General features: G+C 67.1%; 22 protein-coding genes. 6 read left to right on the top strand and 16 right to left on the bottom strand.

What is annotated here, in order from left to right:
* Positions 1 to 25: 25 nt before the first annotated feature.
* Genes QOD90_RS01860 through fgd form a run of 3 tightly spaced genes read right to left on the bottom strand, consistent with a single transcriptional unit; the run spans position 26 to position 4,317 of the window.
* Positions 26 to 1,171 carry an acetate/propionate family kinase gene (locus QOD90_RS01860; RefSeq protein ID WP_526346140.1) on the bottom strand — a complete coding sequence of 382 codons (1,146 nt, stop codon included), beginning with the start codon at positions 1,169 to 1,171 and terminating at the stop codon, positions 26 to 28.
* 8 nt (positions 1,172 to 1,179) lie between these two features.
* Positions 1,180 to 3,288, bottom strand: coding sequence for a phosphate acetyltransferase (pta, locus tag QOD90_RS01865; protein ID WP_526346101.1), 2,109 nt, complete (start codon positions 3,286 to 3,288; stop codon positions 1,180 to 1,182).
* Between the two features lie 18 nt (positions 3,289 to 3,306).
* The gene (gene fgd, locus QOD90_RS01870) at positions 3,307 to 4,317 is read right to left on the bottom strand and encodes a glucose-6-phosphate dehydrogenase (coenzyme-F420) (RefSeq protein WP_526346103.1); all 1,011 of its coding nucleotides are present in this window, start codon (positions 4,315 to 4,317) and stop codon (positions 3,307 to 3,309) included.
* 59 nt (positions 4,318 to 4,376) lie between these two features.
* On the opposite strand from fgd, the gene QOD90_RS01875 reads away from it, so the two are divergent.
* Positions 4,377 to 5,111, top strand: coding sequence for an MBL fold metallo-hydrolase (locus QOD90_RS01875; protein ID WP_526346105.1), 735 nt, complete (start codon positions 4,377 to 4,379; stop codon positions 5,109 to 5,111).
* Positions 5,112 to 5,131: 20 nt separating this feature from the next.
* Here QOD90_RS01875 and QOD90_RS01880 read toward each other — a convergent pair whose 3' ends face one another.
* From QOD90_RS01880 to QOD90_RS01890, 3 genes are read right to left on the bottom strand one after another with little or no spacing between them, the layout of a single operon-like run.
* On the bottom strand, positions 5,132 to 5,422 hold the full coding sequence (locus tag QOD90_RS01880) for a hypothetical protein (RefSeq protein WP_526346107.1): 291 nt from the start codon (positions 5,420 to 5,422) through the stop codon (positions 5,132 to 5,134).
* 16 nt (positions 5,423 to 5,438) lie between these two features.
* A complete protein-coding gene (locus QOD90_RS01885; RefSeq protein WP_526346109.1) occupies positions 5,439 to 6,551 on the bottom strand; it encodes an LLM class flavin-dependent oxidoreductase in 1,113 nt (370 codons plus the stop codon).
* Positions 6,548 to 7,051: a GNAT family N-acetyltransferase gene (locus tag QOD90_RS01890; RefSeq protein ID WP_526346111.1), complete on the bottom strand. Its 504-nt coding sequence runs from the start codon at positions 7,049 to 7,051 to the stop codon at positions 6,548 to 6,550. The genes QOD90_RS01885 and QOD90_RS01890 overlap by 4 nt, the downstream gene beginning before the upstream one ends.
* A gap of 146 nt (positions 7,052 to 7,197) precedes the next feature.
* Between QOD90_RS01890 and QOD90_RS01895 the strand changes: the two genes are divergently transcribed.
* Positions 7,198 to 8,073, top strand: a complete 876-nt coding sequence (locus tag QOD90_RS01895; protein WP_526346113.1) for an SDR family NAD(P)-dependent oxidoreductase — start codon at positions 7,198 to 7,200, stop codon at positions 8,071 to 8,073.
* Positions 8,074 to 8,083: 10 nt separating this feature from the next.
* Here the strand turns inward: QOD90_RS01895 and QOD90_RS01900 are convergent, their stop codons facing one another.
* Genes QOD90_RS01900 through QOD90_RS01930 form a run of 7 tightly spaced genes read right to left on the bottom strand, consistent with a single transcriptional unit; the run spans position 8,084 to position 12,618 of the window.
* A complete protein-coding gene (locus tag QOD90_RS01900) occupies positions 8,084 to 8,602 on the bottom strand; it encodes a hypothetical protein (RefSeq protein WP_526346115.1) in 519 nt (172 codons plus the stop codon).
* 31 nt (positions 8,603 to 8,633) lie between these two features.
* Positions 8,634 to 9,014, bottom strand: coding sequence for a hypothetical protein (locus tag QOD90_RS01905; RefSeq protein ID WP_526346117.1), 381 nt, complete (start codon positions 9,012 to 9,014; stop codon positions 8,634 to 8,636).
* Positions 9,015 to 10,217, bottom strand: coding sequence for an O-succinylhomoserine sulfhydrylase (locus QOD90_RS01910; protein WP_526346142.1), 1,203 nt, complete (start codon positions 10,215 to 10,217; stop codon positions 9,015 to 9,017).
* Between the two features lie 32 nt (positions 10,218 to 10,249).
* Positions 10,250 to 10,663 (bottom strand): rhodanese-like domain-containing protein, encoded by a 414-nt coding sequence (locus tag QOD90_RS01915; protein ID WP_526346119.1) that lies wholly within the window; start codon positions 10,661 to 10,663, stop codon positions 10,250 to 10,252.
* Positions 10,664 to 10,682: 19 nt separating this feature from the next.
* Entirely contained in the window at positions 10,683 to 11,153 is a 471-nt protein-coding gene (locus QOD90_RS01920) for an Rv0361 family membrane protein (protein ID WP_526346120.1), read from the bottom strand.
* On the bottom strand, positions 11,150 to 12,280 hold the full coding sequence (locus QOD90_RS01925; RefSeq protein WP_526346122.1) for an ATP-grasp domain-containing protein: 1,131 nt from the start codon (positions 12,278 to 12,280) through the stop codon (positions 11,150 to 11,152). The genes QOD90_RS01920 and QOD90_RS01925 overlap by 4 nt, the downstream gene beginning before the upstream one ends.
* Positions 12,281 to 12,303: 23 nt before the next feature.
* Positions 12,304 to 12,618, bottom strand: coding sequence for a UBP-type zinc finger domain-containing protein (locus QOD90_RS01930; protein ID WP_526346124.1), 315 nt, complete (start codon positions 12,616 to 12,618; stop codon positions 12,304 to 12,306).
* A gap of 43 nt (positions 12,619 to 12,661) precedes the next feature.
* Between QOD90_RS01930 and QOD90_RS01935 the strand changes: the two genes are divergently transcribed.
* Genes QOD90_RS01935 through QOD90_RS01950 form a run of 4 tightly spaced genes read left to right on the top strand, consistent with a single transcriptional unit; the run spans position 12,662 to position 16,528 of the window.
* Entirely contained in the window at positions 12,662 to 14,257 is a 1,596-nt protein-coding gene (locus QOD90_RS01935; RefSeq protein WP_526346126.1) for a Na+/H+ antiporter, read from the top strand.
* 43 nt (positions 14,258 to 14,300) lie between these two features.
* Positions 14,301 to 15,104 carry an alpha/beta fold hydrolase gene (locus QOD90_RS01940; protein ID WP_526346128.1) on the top strand — a complete coding sequence of 268 codons (804 nt, stop codon included), beginning with the start codon at positions 14,301 to 14,303 and terminating at the stop codon, positions 15,102 to 15,104.
* Between the two features lie 25 nt (positions 15,105 to 15,129).
* Positions 15,130 to 16,338, top strand: a complete 1,209-nt coding sequence (locus tag QOD90_RS01945) for a cytochrome P450 (protein ID WP_526346130.1) — start codon at positions 15,130 to 15,132, stop codon at positions 16,336 to 16,338.
* 1 nt (position 16,339) lies between these two features.
* Positions 16,340 to 16,528, top strand: a complete 189-nt coding sequence (locus QOD90_RS01950; protein WP_526346132.1) for a ferredoxin — start codon at positions 16,340 to 16,342, stop codon at positions 16,526 to 16,528.
* On the opposite strand, the gene QOD90_RS01955 is transcribed toward QOD90_RS01950, so the two are convergent.
* From QOD90_RS01955 to QOD90_RS01965, 3 genes are all read right to left on the bottom strand, one after another.
* Positions 16,514 to 17,998, bottom strand: coding sequence for an FAD-dependent oxidoreductase (locus QOD90_RS01955; protein WP_526346134.1), 1,485 nt, complete (start codon positions 17,996 to 17,998; stop codon positions 16,514 to 16,516). The two genes, QOD90_RS01950 and QOD90_RS01955, sit on opposite strands and share 15 nt — an antisense overlap.
* Before the next feature lie 91 nt (positions 17,999 to 18,089).
* Entirely contained in the window at positions 18,090 to 18,785 is a 696-nt protein-coding gene (locus QOD90_RS01960; RefSeq protein WP_526346136.1) for a hypothetical protein, read from the bottom strand.
* 69 nt (positions 18,786 to 18,854) lie between these two features.
* The coding region (locus QOD90_RS01965) for a PaaI family thioesterase (protein WP_526346138.1) at positions 18,855 to 19,469 on the bottom strand (615 nt) is incomplete at its 5' end.

Below are 19,469 nucleotides of genomic sequence, written 5' to 3' on the forward strand. Positions count from 1 at the left end.
GCGTCTCAGCAGACGTTTCTCCTGTTCAGGAACCCTCAAGCACCCCGATGCAGGCTCGGGCGATCGCGAGTTCCTCGTCGGTCGGAATGACGAGCACCGTCGTCGGTGACGTTTCGAACGAGATGCGCCGCGGTGAGCGCGCCGGACTGTCGTTCAGGTGCTCGTCGAGTTCGACACCGAGCGGTGCCAGACCACTGAGCGCGTCCCTGCGCACCGCCGCGTCATTCTCGCCGACGCCCGCCGTGAACGTAATCACGTCGGTGTTGCCGAGCAGCGCCAGATACGCGCCGATGTACTTGCGCAGCCGGTGGATGTAGACCTCGTAGGCCAATCGTGCTTCCGCATCACCGGATTCGATGCGTCCGTGCAAAAGCCGGAAGTCGATCTCCCCGCCGAGACCCAGGACGCCCGAGCTTCGATTGAGCATCGTCTCGACCTCGGCCATGCTCATTCCGGCCGTGCGGTTCAGATACATGATGACGCCGGGATCGACGTCACCCGACCGGGTGCCCATCACCAGACCCTCCATCGGCGTCAGCCCCATCGAGGTGTCCTGCGGCCGACCGCCGACGATCGCCGACGCCGACGCACCGTTGCCGAGGTGCAGCACGATCTGGTTGAGCGACTCCAACGGGGCTCCGACGAACAGTGCGGCCTGCTCACTGACGTACTGATGCGAGGTGCCGTGGAAACCGTAACGCCGAATGTGCCACTGGGCGGCCACATCCCGCGGGATCGCGTAAGTCGCTGCGGCAGGAGGCAGGTCGTGGAAGTACGCCGTGTCGAACACCGCGACGTGGGGCAGGTCTGGCAGCACCTTGCGCGCCACCTCGATGCCGAGAATCGCAGGCGGATTGTGCAGGGGCGCCAACGGCGCAAGCGTCTCAAGCGTGGCGACCAGCGCATCGTCGACGACAGTCGGCCGATAGAGGTCCGGGCCGCCGTGCACGACGCGATGCCCAACCGCGACCAGTCCGAGAGAGTCGAGACCCAGGCCCGCCTCGGACAATTCGTCGAACGCCGCCCGCAGCGCGGCCTCGTGGTCGGCGATTGGTCCCGCGCCGATGCGCTCGATGATGCCGTCGGCGAGTTGACTTCCCGAATCCGGTTCGACGACAGCATATTTCAATGACGACGAGCCACAGTTCAGCACCAACACGGTGCGAGTCAGGGCCACCATCACTTGCCCTGCGCCTGGATCGCGGTGATGGCAACGGTGTTGATGATGTCCTCGACGAGCGCTCCTCGGGACAGATCGTTCACCGGTTTGTTGAGCCCCTGAAGCACCGGCCCGATCGCGATCGCTCCCGCGCTGCGCTGCACCGCCTTGTATGTGTTGTTGCCGGTGTTGAGGTCGGGAAAGATCAGCACCGTCGCACGGCCCGCGACCTTGGAATCGGGCATCTTGGTCACCGCGACCGACGGCTCCACCGCGGCGTCGTACTGGATGGGCCCCTCTACCAACAGGTCAGGCTCCCGCGAGCGCACCAATTCGGTTGCCGTTCTTACCTTGTCGACGTCGGCGCCCGTGCCGGAAGTGCCCGTCGAATAGGACAGCATCGCCACCCTCGGATCAATGCCGAACTGAGCGGCGGTGCGGGCCGACGAGATCGCGATGTCGGCGAGCTGCTCGGCCGTGGGATCCGGCACGATGGCGCAGTCGCCGTACGCGAGGACTTCGTCGGCCAGGCACATCAGGAAGATGCTCGACACCGTGGTGACCCCCGGCGTCGTTCTGATGATCTCGAACGCCGGCCTGATGGTGTGAGCGGTGGTGTGCCTCGCACCGGACACCATGCCGTCGACCATGTCGTTGTGCACCAGCATGGTGCCGAAATACGAGACGTCGTGGATGGTTTCGCGTGCCTGCTCGAGCGTGACGCCCTTGTGCTTGCGCAGCTCCGCGTACTGCTCGGCGAACTGGTCGCACAGCTCGCTGGTCTGTGGGTCGAGGACGGTAGCCGCCGTGAGGTCGACACCGAGTTCGGCGGCGCGGGCACGGACGGCGGGCTCTTCGCCGAGGATCACCAGGTCGGCGACCGAGCGCTGCAACAGCCGACCTGCCGCCTTGAGGATGCGATCGTCCTCACCCTCGGGCAGCACGATGCGCTTGCGTTGCGAGCGGGCCCGCTCCTGCAGCTGGTAGGTGAACATCTGGGGCGTCACCACCGACGGCACCGGGATCGCCAGCTGCGCAAGGAGATCAGCGGTGTCGACGTAGGTTTCCATCAGCGTCAGCGCGGTGTCGATCTTGCGATGTGAATCGGCCGTGACCCGTCCCCGCGCCGATGCCACCGCCCGCGCCGTGTCGTAGGTTCCGAGTTCGGTGGTGACGACCGGAAGCCGCAGCCCGAGTCCCGACACCAGCGCCGCGATCGAGGGATGCAGGGGCAGCCCACCGTTGAGGATCATGCACGACAGCGACGGAAACCCCTCTGCCGCATGCGCGCTCGCCACAGCCAGGACCACGTCGGAGCGGTCGCCGGGCGTGATGACCGCCATTCCCTCGGTCAGCCGCTCGAGGACGTGCTCGGCCGTCATCCCCGCGACCAGGACGCCGAGCGCCTCGCGGTTGAGCAGGTCCTCGTCGCCACTCAGCACGGCACCGTGCACCGCGTCCCTGAGTTCGCCAACCGACGGCGCAACGAGCAGCGGCTCTTCCGGCAGCACGTAACTCTTCGGTGCGACGCGCTTTAGCGCCTCGGCGACAGCGGCCAATTCCGCTGGGTCACAACGGTTGGCGACCACAGCGGCGGTGTGGGCGTGCTGGCCGGCGATCTCGGCCAGACACAACTCGACGACGTGCGCAACGTCGTCGGGGGTGCGGTCGGCGGCCCGCACGGCCAGCACGATGGGAGCACCCAGATTCACCGCGATGCGCGCGTTGACGGACAACTCGCTCGGCGACGCGACGTCGGTGTAGTCGCTGCCGACGATCAGGACGGCGTCACAGCGTTCGGCGACCTGGTGATAGCGGTCGACGATGTCCGACAGCGCCGAGTCGGGATCGTCGTGCAGCTGCTGGTAGCTGACGCCAACGCACTCGTCGTAGCTCAGCCCCGCGGTGGTGTGGGCCAGCAGCAGATCGAGGATGTAGTCGCGGTCCTCGGGCTGCTTTCCCGGGTCGCTTCGCTCCTGCCCTCCGGTAATCCTGGTGATGGGGCGGAACACTCCCACCTTGGCCACGGTCGCCGCGAGCCGGTGCAGAATTCCCAGTGCGATCGTGGACTTACCGGTGTCACCCTCGGGTGATGCTACGTAGATTGCGGAGATAGGCGCATTGGGCACGGCCCCCAGCCTGCCAAATCACCCCAGCTTGCGTAGACGCGGCTCTAGATCCTTCTTGAACAGTTCGAGGAAGCGACGCTGGTCATGGCCGGGGGCATGGAAGACCAGGTGATTGAGGCCCCAGTCGACGTAGTCCTTGACCTTGGCGACGGCTTCGTCGGGATCAGAGGCGACGATCCAGCGCTTGGCGACCTGCTCGATGGGCAGCTCGTCGGCGGCCTTCTCCATCTCCAGCGGGTCATGGATGTTGGTCTTCTGCTCGGCGGTCAGCGACAGCGGCGCCCAGAACCGGGTGTTCTCAAGGGCAGCCTCGGGATCGGTGTCGTAGGAGATCTTTATCTCGATCATCCGGTCGACGTCGTCGGGGTTCTTGCCCGCCGCCTCCGCACCCTCCGTCATGGCGGGGATGAGCTTGTCCTTGTACAGCTCCGCGCCCTTGCCCGAGGTGCAGATGAAACCGTCACCCGCGCGGCCCGCGTACTTGGCCACCTGGGGTCCGCCCGCCGCGATGTAGATCGGGATGCCACCCTCGGGCACGTCGTAGATGGAGGCGCCCTTGGTCTTGTAGTACTCGCCTTCGAAATCGACCCGGTCGCCCAGCCACAGTTCGCGCATGAGCCGCACCGACTCGCGCAGCCGGGCGTAGCGCTCCTTGAACTCGGGCCACTCCCCCTCGTAGCCGGTGGCGATCTCGTTGAGCGACTCGCCGGTGCCGACGCCGAGGAAGATGCGGTCGGGGTACAGGCACCCCATCGTGGCGAAGGCCTGCGCGATGACCGCAGGGTTGTAGCGGAAGGTCGGGGTCAGCACCGACGTGCCCAGCACCAGGCGCTTGGTGCGCTCGCCCACTGCCGTCATCCACGCCAGCGAGAACGGTGCATGCCCGCCTTCGTGGCGCCACGGCTGGAAGTGATCACTGACCGTCGCACTGTCCATGCCGTGCGCCTCGGCCGCCACGGCCAGTTCAACGAGCTCTCGCGGGGCGAACTGTTCCGCCGACGCCTTGTATCCCAACTTGAGTTCAGCCACGCTACGTTTCTACCCCTCGCGCCGGATGGATATTCCACCGCGCTCGCTACACTCGTCGCATGGCGGCTCTGACGGCCATCACCGACACCGTCCACTTCGCGCACACCGACCTCGTCAACTGGACGCTCGTCACCGACGGGAAGGGTGTCGTGATCATCGACGCCGGGTTTCCCGGGCAGCGCGATGAGGTGCTCGGCTCGGTGCGCCAACTCGGGTTCGACGTCGACGACATTCACGCGATCCTGCTCACCCACGCCCACGTCGACCACTTCGGGTCGGCCATCTGGTTTGCCAAAACCCATGGCACGCCGGTCTTCTGCCACGCCAGTGAGGTCGGCCACGCCCATCGGGAGTACCTGGAGCAGGTGTCGCCGATCGACCTGGCGGCCAAGGCGTGGCTGCCTCGATATCTGAGGTGGTCGTTCGACATCGCCCGCGTCGGCGCGCTGACCCGGGAGGGCATCCCCACGACGCGATCCCTCACCGAGGAGGTCGCGGCGGCGCTCCCCGGCACACCGATGGCGATTCCCACCCCCGGCCATACCGGCGGACACTGCTCGTACGTGGTCGATGGGGTGCTCGTCAGCGGCGATGCGTTGGTCACCGGGCATCCGGTGTCGACGAACCGCGGACCGCAACTGTTGCCGGGCCTCTTCAACCACGATCAGACCGCCTGCGTCCGCAGCCTCTCTGCCCTTGGCATGCTGGACACCGAGGTGCTGCTGCCAGGTCACGGCCCCGTCTGGCGCGGCTCCATCAGGGCAGCGGCCGAACAGGCCTCGCTGGCTACCTGAGACCGGCCACGTGAGACTGGCTACGTGAGGATCTGGTAGCCGAGCAGGAAGATCGCGGTCAGCATGAATCCGCAGCCGAGGACCAGCGTCGGCATCAGGATGGTCTGGTCGAGTTCCTCTGGTTCGCGGGCGTCGGACCCAACGGGTCCGTACAGCATCCCGCCGACGGCGGATTCGCGGAACTTGCGCAGCATCCGGCCGAGCCGCTGGTTGGGACGACGGCCCACGTAGGAGCGCAGTCCCACTCCGCCTGCGAAGGTCAACAGGCCGACGACCAGTATCAGCCAGCCCACCGTCAGCTCCGACAGCACGGGTCGAGCGTAGCCGCTACAACCCCCAGCGCTTTGCGATCAGCTCGTGAGAGCGCAGTCGGTCCGAATGCGCGTGCGTGACCGACGTGATGACCAACTCGTCGGCACCGCTCAGCCGCTGCAGTGCGTCGAGTCGGTGGGCCACCTCGTCGGGATCGCCGACGAATTGCGTTGCGGTGCGGTCCTTGACCACCGCTTCCTGCTCGGCGGTCAACGGCGTGCTCGACGCCGGATCGGGATACGGGACGGCGCCGTCGCCGGCACGGATGGCGTAGACCCAATTCCCATAGGTCGACGCCAGCTGTTTGGCAGTGGCGGTGTCGTCGGCCACCACGACGTCCGCAGACACCACGACATAGGGCTCGCGGAACTCGGCCGACGGTTGGAAGCCATCGCGATAGACGGCGACCGCCTCGAGCGCCGTCGCGGGCGTGATGTGGTAGCTCGCGACGAACGGAAGGCCGAACTTCGCCGCCACTTGCGCGCTCTGTCCCTTGCTGCTGCCGAACACCCACGGCCACAACGTGGCTCGCTCGCCAGGCGTGACATGCGCCTCGACTCCGTCGACGGAGAAGGTGCCGTCGAGCATCGCGAGGATGTCGGCCACCTGATCGCCGAAGTCGGGCGCGTTGGCCTCGGGCTGCTGGAGCGCCGACGCCCTGGCCCGCAACCGAGGATTGCTCAATAACGCGGTGATGTCGAACGGTGTCGGGATGACGACGTCGTCGATCTCTTGCCAGGTCCGCGGCGGTGGTTTTGGCCGGTCCGGTTTGGTGGCGGCTGCCTCTCTGCGCCGCTGCCCCGACCGGCCAACACCGAGGTCGATGCGGCCGGGGTGCAGCGCATCGAGGATGCCGAAGCTCTCCACCACCGCGACGGCGGTGGTGTAGCCCAGCTGAACGGCGGCCGCGCCGACCTGAATCCGCTCGGTGGCCGCGGCCAGCTGGCCAATCAGCACCGCGGGCGACGAGCTGGCCACGGCGACGAAGTGATGCTCGGCGAGCCAGTAGCGGCGGAATCCCCAATGTTCGGCGTGCTGCGCCAGGTCGACGGTGTTGCGCAACGCCGTCCTGGCGTCGCTGCCCTCACTGATCGGCGCGAGGTCGAGTATCGACAGCGGAACGGTCACGGCCACAACTCCTTCAGGAACGCCATCGGGTAGATCTCTCCTTCGGGCCCGGCAAGAAGCGGCTCGGTCAGCTTGGTGTACCCGGTCGCCAGGTACAGCGCCTCGGCCTCCGGCTGACGGTCCCCCGTGGTCAGGTAGACGCGCCGGTAACCGCGGACGGTGATCTCGGCTTCGAGTTCGTCGAGGAGTGCCCGCGCGAACCCGCGGCGGCGGTGTCCGCTGTCGGTCCAGATCCGGTTGAGCTCGGCGGTCTGGTCGTCGAAGCGACGGAACGCTCCGCCGGTGACGGGGCGGTCGTCGAGCACGCCAATGAGCAGGCCGCCATCGGGTGCCTCGAACTCGTCGGCCGGATGGCCCCGCAGCCACGTGCCGACCCGTTCGGGGGTGCTGCCGTACCTGGTGGCGTATTCGACGGCGAGTTCGGCCAGCAGCGGCTCGGCCAGCGGGTCGCGCTGGCCGACGGTGACGAAGCGCAGTCCGTCCAGGGTTGACTGGGGCATCACCGAGTCCTCATCACTTCGTCCTCATCACATAAATGTCCAACGTGACGCATCGTTCCGCATTCCAGACGGGGGTATTCGCGTCAGCGTGATTGCAATCCGCCCGGGCTTCACAGCAAAACTTGACACGTGTAAAGTTTGGCGCCATGGACAACATCAGGGGCAGGACCATCGCGATCACCGGCGCCGCTCGCGGCATTGGGCACGCCACCGCGAAGGCCCTTCTCGGCCGCGGCGCCCGCGTGGTCATCGGTGACCGCGACGTGGCCGTTCTCGAGTCGGCGGTCGCCGGCCTCGCCAAGTTCGGCCAGGTCACGGGCTATCCACTCGACGTCACCGACCGGGAGTCATTCGAGGTGTTCCTCGACAAGGCCCGCACCGACGGCTCAGGCGATTCGGCTGGTCACATCGACGTTCTGATCAACAACGCAGGCGTGATGCCCGTCGGGCCGTTTCTCGACCAGTCCGAGCAGTCGATCCGCTCCTCGATCGAGGTCAACTTCTACGGCGTGCTCACCGGATGCCAACTGGTGCTGCCCGAAATGGTGCGCCGCCGCCGAGGGCACGTGGTCAACATCGCCTCGATGGCAGGCATGGTCGCCGTCCCGGGTCAGGTCGTCTACGCAGGAACCAAGTTCGCCGTCGTCGGCTTGTCCACGGCGATGGCCGACGAGTTCGCGCCCCAGGGCGTCGAAGTGACCGTCATCCTGCCGACGTTCACCAACACCGAACTCATCGCCGGCACCAAGAACACCGGCGCCCAGAAGCCCGTGCAGCCCGAGGACATCGCAGACGCGATCGTCAAGGCGCTCGACAAGCCCAAGACCCACGTGTCGGTGCCAACCCCGTTGCGGTTCATCGGCGCCGTCACCTCGATGCTCGGACCGCGCGGCAGGCGTTGGCTATCCAAGCAGATGGGCAACGACCACGTCTTCCTCGACTTCGACAAGACCGCGCGCAAGACCTACGAGGACCGGGCCCAGACCGCCCAGGGCGTGCTGGAGAAGCCGGGCGAGAGCTAGAACAACGGCATTAGAACAACGGCTCCGTCACGTAGACGTTCAGCGGGCGGACGAGCAGTTCGGACGAGACCGGCGTGAACCGGAAGTACGAGTAGTCGATGTCGCACGTCGGTCGACATGTCTCGATGCTGAACTGGCCCAGCATGTCTCGTCGCCACGGGAGCCGGGCGCGATGGGCGCGACCTCGTTCGATCTCGCACACGAAGGGCTCCCAATCGAAGGCGTCGAGCAACTCGTCCCACCCGCCCGCGAGCGGATACACGGTGTCGGCGAGCAGGTAGCCGTGGAACACCTCCTCCTCGCCGAGCGCGGGCGCACTCGCGACGTCGGCGGTCTGCAGATACCAACTGGTCGAGTTCGCGATCGCGTCGCCATGCACCATCCGACTCAGCGTCATGACGACGCTCAGCTCTGCGCGCGCGTCGGACTCCGTCTCGTAGACCCGCGGAATCTCGATCGCGTCGGGAGCGCCGTCGAAGCTCTCCGGAGCGCCACGCAGGTAGTAGACGAGGCGGTCCGGCCCTGGCATGGGATGAGGGTACGCGCGAGCACCGACAAGATCAGTCGGGTCGGTACTCCTCGAACTCCGTCAGCCGCGCGAACAACTCCTCGACCGTGAGCACGATGTCGGCGGCGTCCTCGCTCCCGCCGACGAGGATCACGTGCGGTTCGTCCGGATCGGTGAGCCAGATTCGGGTCACCGCTTCGACGGACTCGTCCGTCTCCTCGGACTCCTCGACCCCCGATGGCGGGTAGTACCACGTGACGAACTCGTCGGTCGAGTATTCGTGATCGAATTCCCAACCGCGCGGGATGATTTCGTTCGCGATGCGTGCGACGCCCTTGATCTCGGCGTGTAGGTCGGCGGACAGCCAGCTCTCGTTGCGGGCGCCCACCCGCTTCTTGCGACGCGCCTTCTTGGCCGCACTCGACCGCGACATCTAACTCAGCGCCTGGTCCAGGTCCGCGATCAGGTCCTCGGTGCCCTCGAGGCCGATGGACACCCGCACCACCGCGTCGCCGAGCCCGATCGCCGCCCGACCCTCCGGACCCATCGCCCGGTGGGTCGTGGTGGCCGGATGGGTGATCAGCGACTTGGCGTCGCCCAGGTTGTTCGAGATGTCGATGACCCGCAGCTTGTCGAGCACCTCGAAGGCGCTCTCCTTGGTACCGCCTGCCAACTCGAAGGTGACGACCGTGCCGCCGCCGCGCATCTGGCGCTTGGCCAGGTCGTACTGCGGATGTGACTCCAGGAACGGGTATTTCACCCACGACACGGACGGGTGGTTCTCCAGGAACTCGGCGATTCGCTGCGCCGCTGCGTTCGAGTAGTTCACCCGAACCGCCAGCGTCTCGAGACCCTTCAACATGGTCCACGCGTTGAACGCGCTGATCGCAGGCCCGGTGTGGCGCATGAGCTTTTGCACCGGCCCGTCGATGTACTCCTTGTCGCCGAGGATCGCGCCGCCGAGGACCCGGCCCTGCCCGTCGATGTGCTTGGTGCCGGAGTACACCACCACGTCCGCACCGAGCGGGAGGCCCTGCTGCAGCAGCGGTGTGGCGAAGACGTTGTCCAGCACCACCTTCGCGCCGGCGGCATGGGCGAGGTCGCACACCGCGGCGATGTCGACCAGCGACTGCATCGGGTTCGACGGCGTCTCGAAGAACACCGCCTGGGTCGGCACCGACAACGCCTCCTCCCACTGCGAGAGGTCTTCGCCGTCGACGAACACGACCTCGACTCCCCAGCGCGGCAGGATCTCGCTGCACACCACGAAGCAGGAGCCGAACAGGCTGCGCGCGGCGACGAGCCTATCGCCCGCGCCGAGAAGCGCACCGAGAGAGGTGAATACGGCCGCCATGCCCGTCGCCGTCGCGAAGGCAGCCGGCGCATCCTCGATCAACCGCAGGCGCTCCTCGAACATCGAGATCGTCGGGTTGCCGTAGCGCGAGTACACGTAGCGGTCGATCTCACCGGTGAACGCCTTCTCCGCGTCGGCCGCGGACGCGTAGACGTAACCCGACGTCAGGTACAGGGCTTCGGCGGTTTCCTCGAAGCCGGACCGCAGCAGGCCGCCGCGCACCCCGATGGTCGCCTGGCTGACGCCGTCGGGCAACGGCGCAGGGATCCGAACCGACGGCACGGACTGCTCCCCGCCCTGTTCGGATCCGGGACTCACGACTGCCGCCACGGTAGGCCGACGGCCTTCCAACCCGTCCCACCGCGGTGCCCGTCGTCGTCGAGGTTGCCCTCGAAGCCGTCGAGCACGTTGTAGGACGGTGCGATACCTGCCTCGGTGGCGGCCTCGGCCGCGCCGATCGAGCGGTTCCCGGAGCGGCACAGGAATACGATCGGCCGCTCACCTGGCGTCACGCCCGCGGCCACCAGGTCGGCGACGAACCCGTCGTTGTGCGTGCCGTCGGTGCGACTCCACTCGATGTAGACGACGTCGCGCCGCAGGGAAGAGACGTCGGGCACGCCGACGAAGCGCCACTCGGCTGCGGTGCGACAGTCGACCAGCACGGCCTCGGGGTCGTCGGCCAACAGCTTCCACGCCTCTTCGGGGGTGATGTCTCCGGCATAACTCACGACCGCGAGTGTCCCATATCTAGCTGGCGCAAACCTTCCACGACCCGTCCTCCTTGGCGAAGCTCAACCCGGTGGGAGTCTTCTGCTCCGGCGTCTTGGCGAAGTGGTACGTGACGTTCGCCGAACCGCGGTCGCCGTCGACGTGAATGTCGGTGACGTCGTCGAGGTAGCGCTCCCCGTTCTTGGTCACCGAATCCCGTTGGCGCGCCAGGAAGTCGGCCTCGGTACCCTGCCCGGCACGACAGGTGACGGTGCGGAAGGCCGAGTAGTCCTGGCGCTGGATGGCGTCGTTCTGAGCCACGGCCGCCCGCGCCACCTGGTCGCCAGGAGTGGTGGTGTCCGACCCGAAGACGTTGAAGAGGACGATTCCGATCACGACGATCGCGATGACCGCCAGCGCACCCAGAAACGGGGCGATGGTCGGGCGATCGGGTTCTGGCTCTGGCAGCTGGATGGGACCCGAATCCGCCTCGGAATCGGATCCAGTCACGACCCGAGTCCGTGGACGACGGTCGACACCCGGTGCGCGCGATCGCGGGCCCTGACGACGTCCGGCGCGGTCGCGATCGCGACGGACGTCGTGCCGAGCAGTCGCACGTCGCTCTCGGGCACCTCCAACGCCTCGATCAGGGCACTGCCCGGGACGTCCCGCCGAGTGCTGACCTCCGCCGCCGCCGGGGAGATCATGATCGTGTCGCAGGACAACCCGAGGATCGCCCTGGCGTGTAATTCGAACTGCGAAAGCCGTTGCGACCGAGCGGTTATCAGTCCGACGTCGAACGGCTGCGCGTTGACGGTGGCGAAGTACACCTCGTCACCACGGACGAGTAGTTCGACGGCGAACACGCCGCGGCCACCCAGCGAATGAACGATGCGCGCGGCGATGGAGCGCGCCGCGTCGAGCGCCGCGAGTGACAGCCGCTGCGGCTGCCATGTCTCCAAGGGAGCTCCTTCGGCCCGCCGGTGCCCGATCGGCTCGCAGAACTGCACCGCGGGTCCCGACGGTTCGGTGGTGCGCACCGTCAGCAGGGTGACCTCTTCGTCCACGTCGACGACGGTCTCGGCCATCACCTTGTTGGGCAGCGTCGGCCCCGCCTCGACCGCCCGCTTCCACGCGGCCTCGACGTCGTCGGGCCGCGTCAGCACCGATTGGCCGTCGGTGGCAGGTCCCGCCAACGGTGATACCAGCAGCGGAAAACCAGCGTGCCCGGCGACCGCGCCCAGTTCCTCAGGCGACGACGCGAACCAGAACGGCACGGTCGGCAGGCCGAGCTCGTCAGCGGCCAGCTTGCGCAGTCCTTCCCGATCCGCGCCGAGTCGAGTGGCGCGCGGCGTCGGGAACACCTCGACCGAGTCACGCTCCGCCGCGGCGATGAGCACCGCCGGTGAGACGTCCGTCGACACGGCGACGACGTAGTTTGGCCGGTGCTCGTCGAGCAGGGCGACCACCGCGTCGGCGTCCGCGCACTCCTCGACGTGTGTCACGGAGACGCCGAGGCGCCGGAATGCAAGGGCCAGTTCGGGACCCGGGTCGCCGGCCCCGAGCAGCAGCACCGTACTGGGACGATCGGTGCCGGATGGTCGCTCGGGCGAGCCTCGCTCCGTGGATTCAGTCATCGCCTATCCACCCTGCCAGACGATCAACCGAGTCGGATGTCGACGTAGCACCACCGCCAATTCTCACCGGGCTCCACCGAACGCATGACGGGGTGCTCGGTGTCGTGAAAGTGCCGGTTGGCGTGCTTGTGTGGGCTCGAGTCGCAGCAGCCGACGTGCCCGCACGTCAGGCACATCCGCAGGTGAGCCCAGGTACTCTCACCGAGTTCATCGCATTCCTGGCACCTGCCGGGGGTGAGCGGTTCCGGCACGGCGGCATCGGCGGTCTCCGCAAGGTGCTCGCACGTCCTGGGCGATGGCGGGGAATTCACGTCGCGCTGTCGCGTTCTCCTCCGCATGCCGTCAAGAATAGGGCGGCCCTGATCTAGGAGGTGTGGCGGCGTGGGCGGAGCCTCATTGCTTGCGGTCCTGGTGGTGTCGGTGCTGCTCGCCGGGATCGCGCGCCGATACGACGTGTCTGGACCGTTGGCGCTGGTGGTGGCCGGGTTGCTGGCCGGGCTCATCCCCGGCGTGCACGGCATCGAGCTCGAACCCGACCTGGTGCTGTTCGTCATCCTGCCGCCGCTGCTGTGGTCGGCAGGACTCGAGAGCAGCTACGTCGCGCTACGCAAGAACACCCGCAGGATCGGTCTGCTGGCGGTCGGGCTGCCCCTGGTGACGACGTTCGCCGTGGGCATCGTCGCCTATCACACGGTGCCCGAGTTGACGCTCGCCGCGGCGTTCACGCTCGGCGCTATCGTCGCGCCACCCGACGCGGTGTCCGCGACGGCGATCGGTCGCAGGCTGGGACTGCCGCGCCAGATCATGACGCTGCTCGGCGGCGAGAGTCTGCTGAACGATGCGACGGCGCTCACGGCGTACAAGGTCGCGCTCGCCGCCGCGATCGGCACCGCCGCCACGTGGGGCACGCCGCTGTTCACCTTCGGGCTCGCCGCCGTCGGCGGCGCCGTGATCGGTGGGGCGATGGGCTCGCTCATCGTCTACGTCAGGACCTGGCTCGGCGACTCGCTGGTGGAGAGCGCGCTCGGGCTGGTGGCGCCGTTCTTCATCTACCTGCTCGCCGAGGAGGTGCACGGCTCCGGCGTCATCGCCGTCGTGGTGGCCGCCCTCATCCTCGGCCAGCGCTCGACGCGGGCGAGCTACGCCACGCGACTGCAGGACACCGCGGTGTGGAAGACCCTGCAATTCGTCCTCGAGTCCTTCGCCTTCCTCCTGATCGGACTGCAGCTGCCTACGGTCGTCGGCGAGCTGAAGGGCATCTCGGCCGCGGTGCTGGGGATCGCCTCGGCGGCGGTGCTGGCGACGGTGATCGGCGTCCGGATCGTCTGGGTGTTCCTGATGGCCTTCGTGCCGCGCAAGCTTTCCAGGCGGATCAGGGAGAACGAGGAAGCCCCCACCAAGGCACAGGTCTTCATCGTCGCGTGGGCAGGAATGCGCGGCGTGGTGTCTCTGGCCGCCGCGTTCGCCGTGCCCGTCACCACCCTGTCGGGCGACCCCTTCCCCGGCCGACCTCAGTTGGTGTTCCTGACGTTCGTGGTCGTGGTCGGGACGCTACTGCTGCACGGGCTCACCCTGCCCTGGATCATCAAGGTGCTCGACGTCCAAGCCGACGACGCCCATCAGGACGCCCTCGACGAGGCCGCCGCGCAAACCAAGGCCGCCCAGGCGGCCGCCGACCGGCTCGACGTGATCATGGCCGATCAGCGCCACGAGTCCGACGTCCACGAGCGCGCCGCCACCGTCCTCCGGCACTGGAACGACCGTCGCAGCAATTCTGCGTGGGAACAGTTGGGCCGCAGCGACGATGAGATCGGCGAAGGCCCCGCGGCGGCGTTCCGGCGGCTCCGACTCGAGATGCTCCAGGCCGAGCGCAAGGCGTTCATCGACGAGCGCGATGCGGGACGGATCAACGACGAGGTGCTCAGGTCGGTGCTGCGCGGACTGGACCTCGAGGAGGCGACGCTGGACCGCGACTAGGCGTGCAGTGGGGTCTCCAACGACGGCGACTACGGTTTCCAAGGTGCGGGACGAACAGGTTGAAACCGTGCTCGGTCGGATTCGAGTTCGAGTCGACGGCTCGGGTGATGCGATCCTCTTCTGGCCGAGCCTGCTGATGACGGGCCACATGTGGTCCGCGCAGGCTGCGCACTTCGCCGACCGCTACCAAGTCGTCCTCGTCGACCCACCAGGACACGGCGAGAGCGAAAGACTCACGGCCGCATTCACCTTCGACGAGTGCGCGCGATGCGTCGTCGACATCCTCGACGGCCTCGGCATCGACCGCGCGCACTTCGTCGGGAACTCCTGGGGCGGGATGATCGGCGGTACCTTCGCCGCGACCTACCCCGGTCGCATCGGGCGGGCAGTGCTGATGAATTGCACGGCGTCCGCCGCAGGCTTCTGGCAGAAGGTCGAATACGGGGCGTTGCTACGGATCGCGGGGTGGCTCGGCGGGATTCGGCCCCCGCTGACCCGGTCGGTGCTCAAGGCGTTCCTCGGTCCGACGACGTTTCGCACCCGACCGGCCGTCGTCTCCTACGTCCGCGACACCGTGCACGCCGACGACCTGGAGTCGTGTTCGTGGGCGGTGCGCAGCGTGGTGCCACGGCGACCCGACCAACGGGCCCTGCTCTCCCGGGTGACGACGCCCGTGCTGGTAGTCGCGGGAGTCGAGGACGCCACGTTCTCCAACTCCGAAACCAAGGCCATGGCCGATGCCATCCCCGGCGCGTCGTTCGTCGTCCTCGACGGGGTCGCGCACCTCGCCGGGCTGGAAGACCCCGCGCTGGTCAATGCTCTGGTGGAGGACTTCCTGCGGCGCTGACGGAACCGTCGGTACCGTCGAAGGCATGACCGCACCGGCTCCCTCGCTGCCACCCCTGCACATGCGCCGTGACGCCTTCGATCCCACCCCGGCCCTCGGCGAGATTCGGCGGGGCCCTGGCGTGCAGAAAGTGGTCAACTCTTTCGGCATGACCGTGTACCTGGTCACCAGGCACGACGACGTCAAGCGGGTGCTTTCCGACCACGAGCACTTCTCCAATGCGCGACCTCCAGAGTTCGTGATCCCCGGCGCACCCGTCATGCCCGACGAGGAACTGGCCAGCGCGCGGGCGGGCAACCTGCTCGGCCTCGACCCGCCGGAGCACCAAAGGCTGCGACGCATGCTGACCCCGGAGTTCACCATCCGGAGGATCAAGCGACTGGAGCCGCGGATCACCGAGATCGTCACCGAGCACCTCGACGCGATGGCGGCCGCCGGGCCGCCCGCGGACCTCGTCGAGCACTTCGCCCTGCCCATTCCGTCACTTGTCATCTGCGAGCTACTCGGGGTGCCGTATGAGGACCGCGCCGACTTCCAGGCCCGCTCGACCCGCCAGCTCGACCTGTCGCTTCCCATCGCCGAGCGCTTCGAGGTGCAGCGCCGGGGCCGCGCGTACATGCAGTCCCTGGTGGCCCGCGCCCGCAGTCATCCCGGTGAGGACATCCTCGGCATGCTGATCCGCGAGCACGGCGCCGAGGTCACCGACGACGAACTCGTCGGCATCGCAGGCCTTCTCCTGCTCGCCGGCCATGAGACGACGTCGAACATGTTGGGGCTTGGCACCCTGGCCCTGCTGCGGCACCCCGATCAGCTGGCGGCAGTGCGCGACGATCCCGATGCCATCGGCCCCGCTGTCGAGGAACTCCTGCGGTGGCTGTCGATCGTGCACTCCTCGATCCCCCGCATCACCACCACCGACGTCGAGGTCGCCGGCGTGCCGATCCCGGCTGGCCAGCTGGTCTTCGCCTCGCTGCCATCGGGCAACCGGGATCCCGAATTCACCGATGCCCCAGACGTTCTCGACATCCGCCGCGGCGCGCCTGGCCACCTGGCCTTCGGTCACGGGGTGCACCACTGCCTCGGCGCACCGCTGGCCCGCATGGAGATGCGGATCGCCTGGCCCGCGCTGCTGCACCGCTTCCCGAACCTGGCGCTCGCCGAAGACTTCGAAGACGTCCAGTTCCGCTCGTTTCACTTCATCTACGGGCTACGGTCGTTGGCAGTGAGGTGGTGACATGAAACTCGAAGCCGACCGCGACGACTGCATCGCATCGGGCAACTGCGTGATGATCTCCGATGCGCTGTTCGATCAGGACGACGACGGCGTCGTGGTGCTGCTCGTCGAGGACGTCCCCGAAGCCGAGGAGGACCATGCCCGCGAGGCGGTCAAGATCTGCCCGGCGTCGGTGCTACGTCTGACGTGACCCGTTCGTCGGCAACGGGCCGCAGCGGACGTCGAACCGCTGACGCACGGTCTCGAGAGTGCGCCGATGCTGCGCGCGTTCACGGCGGTGCTTGAGCAGGAACGGCGCCGAGCCCACCAGACGTCTCGGATACGGGTACCAGAGATCGAAGTCGAGACCGCATTCGCCAAACACTCTGCCAGGCAAACAATCTCCCATCACGCTGATGTTGTGCTGGACGAGCGAGAACATGACGTAGGGCAACGCCACCTTCGACTTCTTCTGCATTTCCTGTAGATCGAGTTCACATAGCTCGGTATCGCGGAGCAGGTTGAGAAACAGAAGATGGGTCAAGAAGTAGCCGGCAAAGGACGACAAGTGCAGAGCGGCCGAGCGTGTCTGGATCGAAAGCACGGCTCCACCGCACGAGACGAATGGCTCATAGGGAACGTCCTTGCGCATGACGTATCCCGTGCAGTTCACGATCCAGCTGCCAGGTTCGACGGGCTTGGTGGCACCGGTGCGGAACACCATCTCGGTGGTCCCGTCGCGGTCGAGCACGTCCACGAGATGATCCATGACGACTGAGTTCATGCCAGCGGCGATCGTCTTGCTCTCGGCATCGGACAAGATGCCGAGCATGTAGTTCCTGGCGGTGGGGGTAACCCAGGTGGCGTACTTCTTGCGGTACCACTCGGCTACTTCGCTCTCGTTGGTTCCGTCGAAGCGCAGCGCCGTCCGCCTGGCGACAACGCCGATTTGCGTTCCTCGCCACCACCGGCCCGCGCCGCCGGGAAACAGACGATCACGACGCCCGAAGTAGGTCCCCGAGCCTGCGACCAGGTTGACCTCTCGGCCCGGATATCGCTCGATCAGAGCGTGCGCCGTATCCATCCCCGTCTTGCCGCCACCGACGACCCACACGGGGGCGCCGTCGTCAGCCATTGCGCCGCTTCGCACGTCGCACGAATCCGGAGACACCGAATTCACACGCGCACTCGACAGCACCAGCGGGTTATTGGGGTCGATGCGATAGCCGTGCGCGTTGATCAGCCTCTTCGCGTCAATCGTCAAGGACTCACCTTCGGACGATCTGCAGTGGACCAGCACGCCTGCCGACGTCTCGTCGTGCGACACCGCGGTCCAGCCGAAGAGCTCGGTGACACTGACGTCCCGCTTGATGACGTTCAGACAGTGTTCGAGATGGTTGAGCGCCTCGGTCTTCGTCGCCAGATAGCCAGGTTTCTCACCGAGGGTCCAGGGGATGTTCCCCGCAGTGAACATGGGGTGCGGCTGATGCAATCGAACGTACGGGTACGTATCGACCCACATGCCGCCTGCTCGCGGTCTGCGGTCGACGAGGATGACGCGCTGACCGCGACCAAGGTACTGACTGGCGACGAAGAGGGCATTGAGTCCCGTGATCCCCGCACCCACGATGCAGACGTCGCAGGTTTCGACCGAAGACGTTGAACCATCGGCAGATGCCATGGCAATTCCCCCCGGATTCCCCCCGGAACCGCTAGTGCGGGCTACGTTCTGGACCCGACACGCCGATGTTAGACGCCACGGCCGGTGTTGACTACGGGCGTGACGGCTTTGGGCGGTCCTCGCCGGGATCCAGGTCGATGACGCCGGCGCGGTTCAGCACGAACAGGCTGACGAGCAGCACCCACGCCGGGAACGCCAACGTGATCCACATACTGACGTCCGCGGCGATGACGATCGCCACCACCACCGCGTAGGTCGTCATCACCAACCAGCGCGGCATCAAGGCAGTCTTGAGCCAGATGGTGGCCAGCGACATCATGAACACCGCCGCCATGCGTAGCGCGTAGGTCTTGGTCAGCGTCGTCATCAGAACCTGGCCGAAGTCGACCACCTGGGAATGGGCATTCGGGTCTGAGGCAAACCCGTCGCTCGCCGACAGGGCCACCCCCACTGCACTTGCCACGAACATCATGGCGAGAAACAACAGCCCGCTGCCGATGAAGACAGACGAGAAGAACTTGTCCTCGAGGCGGCCGAACCCGTCACGGACGACCCCGATGAACCAGAGGAACGCGATGCCCGAGAACGGAAGCAGGACGGCCGCAATGTGAAAACGCCCCTTGCCCGACTCCACCCACTGGTCACCGGCCACGGGGTGCTCGGGCAGCGACAGCCGGATCAGGATCAAGGCGGTCCCGAACAGCAGCGCGAAGAGCACCCCTGCCACCGCGGCCGCGCGGGGTGTCGACAGCTTGCGGAGCTGTCGCTGGGCGGCGTCGTCGGTCACGGGGTCATGGTGACACGCCCAGTGGCCAGCCGACGGCGATCGCCGCGCAGAGTCAGGGTTGGCCGGGCTTCAGGGTTGGCCAGGCAGGAGCCGAATCATCAACCCGTTGGCCTCGGCGCACAGCGTTCCGTCGGGACGACGCAGTTCGGCGTTGACGAACGCCTTGCGCCCGTCGACCTCGCGGATCCAGCCGCGAGCGCTCAACGGCGTGTCGATGGGGGTGACGTTGCGGTAGTCGACGTGCAGGAAGCCGGTGCGGCTGATCGGGCGACCCGCGGCGTGGATCACCATGCCGAAGATCGAGTCGAACAGCAGTGGCAGCACGCCACCGTGGACGGCCGAGTTTCCACCGACGTGGAAACGGCTGAACTGCACCGACAACTCGACCCCGTCGGCTTCGAACGTCGTCACCCGATACGGCGGCATCAAGAGGCTGCCGGATCCGGGAAGGCTTGGCACTCGGTTGGCGGGGCCGACGCCCTCGGCGGCCTCGAAGGGGTCGAGCAACTTGACCAGTTCCTCGGCCCTGGCGGCGGCGTCGACCCAGGTATCGCTGTCCGGATCGGCCGAGACGGCGAGATCCTGCAGCCGCCGCATCGAGCTCAGGAACGGCCCGAATCCCGGTCCCGGCGTTGCGGGTTCGAAGAGCGGGAAGCCGCCGTGCCGGTCGTATTCGGGGTCCGC

The organism is Mycobacterium sp., from assembly GCF_032161845.1.
Taxonomy (GTDB): Bacteria; Actinomycetota; Actinomycetes; order Mycobacteriales; family Mycobacteriaceae; genus Mycobacterium.